The 715-nt window shown below is 66.3% G+C and carries 1 protein-coding gene; it reads left to right on the top strand.

Annotated features, from left to right (window positions below; all coding sequences use genetic code 11):
• Positions 1 to 715, top strand: a 715-nt coding sequence (locus C7G61_RS42980) for a condensation domain-containing protein (protein WP_145963840.1), incomplete at both ends; no start/stop codon positions are given.

Raw genomic sequence — 715 nt, 5'->3', positions numbered from 1 at the left:
GACGGCGCTGGCAGAGATCTGGGCGGAGCTTCTCGGGGTCGAGCGGGTCGGACGCCACGACCACTTCTTCGAACTCGGCGGCCACTCGCTCCTGGCGGTGCAGCTCTTGAGCCGGCTGTCGCAGGCTCTGGGTGTAGCGCTGCCGCTTACGGCGCTGTTCGCCAAGCCGGTGCTGGCCGACCTGGCGGGGAGCGTTGTCGAGACATTGAGCCGCTCCGGTCCACAAGATCTGCCGGGCATTGTGGCTGTGTCGCGCGATGCGCCATTTGTGCTGTCGTTTGCGCAGCAGAGGCTGTGGTTTTTGGCGCAGCTCGACGAGAGCAGTACGAACTATCACATTCCGCTGGCGTGGCGGCTCAAAGGTGTGCTCGAGCGCAGCGCCTGGCAGCGCAGCCTTGACCAGTTGGTGGCGCGGCATGAGGCGCTGCGGAGCATTTTTGTCGCGTCGGAGGGTGAGCCTTGGGTTGAGGTTCTGCCGGCGGATGCGGGGTTGCCGGTTGTGGAGCACGATCTGCGGGGCCGGGCAGACGCGGAGGCGGCGCTTCTGGAGCTGTGCCAGGAAGAGGCGCGCACGCCGTTCGATCTGGTGCGCGGGCCGCTGATCCGCGGGCGTCTGATCCGGATGTCGGATGAGGAACACGTCTTCCTGCTGACCCAGCATCACATCGTCTCGGACGGCTGGTCGCTGGGCGTGCTGGTGCGTGAACTCAGTCAG

Origin of the sequence: Bradyrhizobium algeriense, from assembly GCF_003062295.1 — a bacterium.
Classification (GTDB): domain Bacteria; phylum Pseudomonadota; class Alphaproteobacteria; order Rhizobiales; family Xanthobacteraceae; genus Bradyrhizobium; species Bradyrhizobium algeriense.
This window is presented reverse-complemented; position numbering and strand designations above follow the sequence as displayed.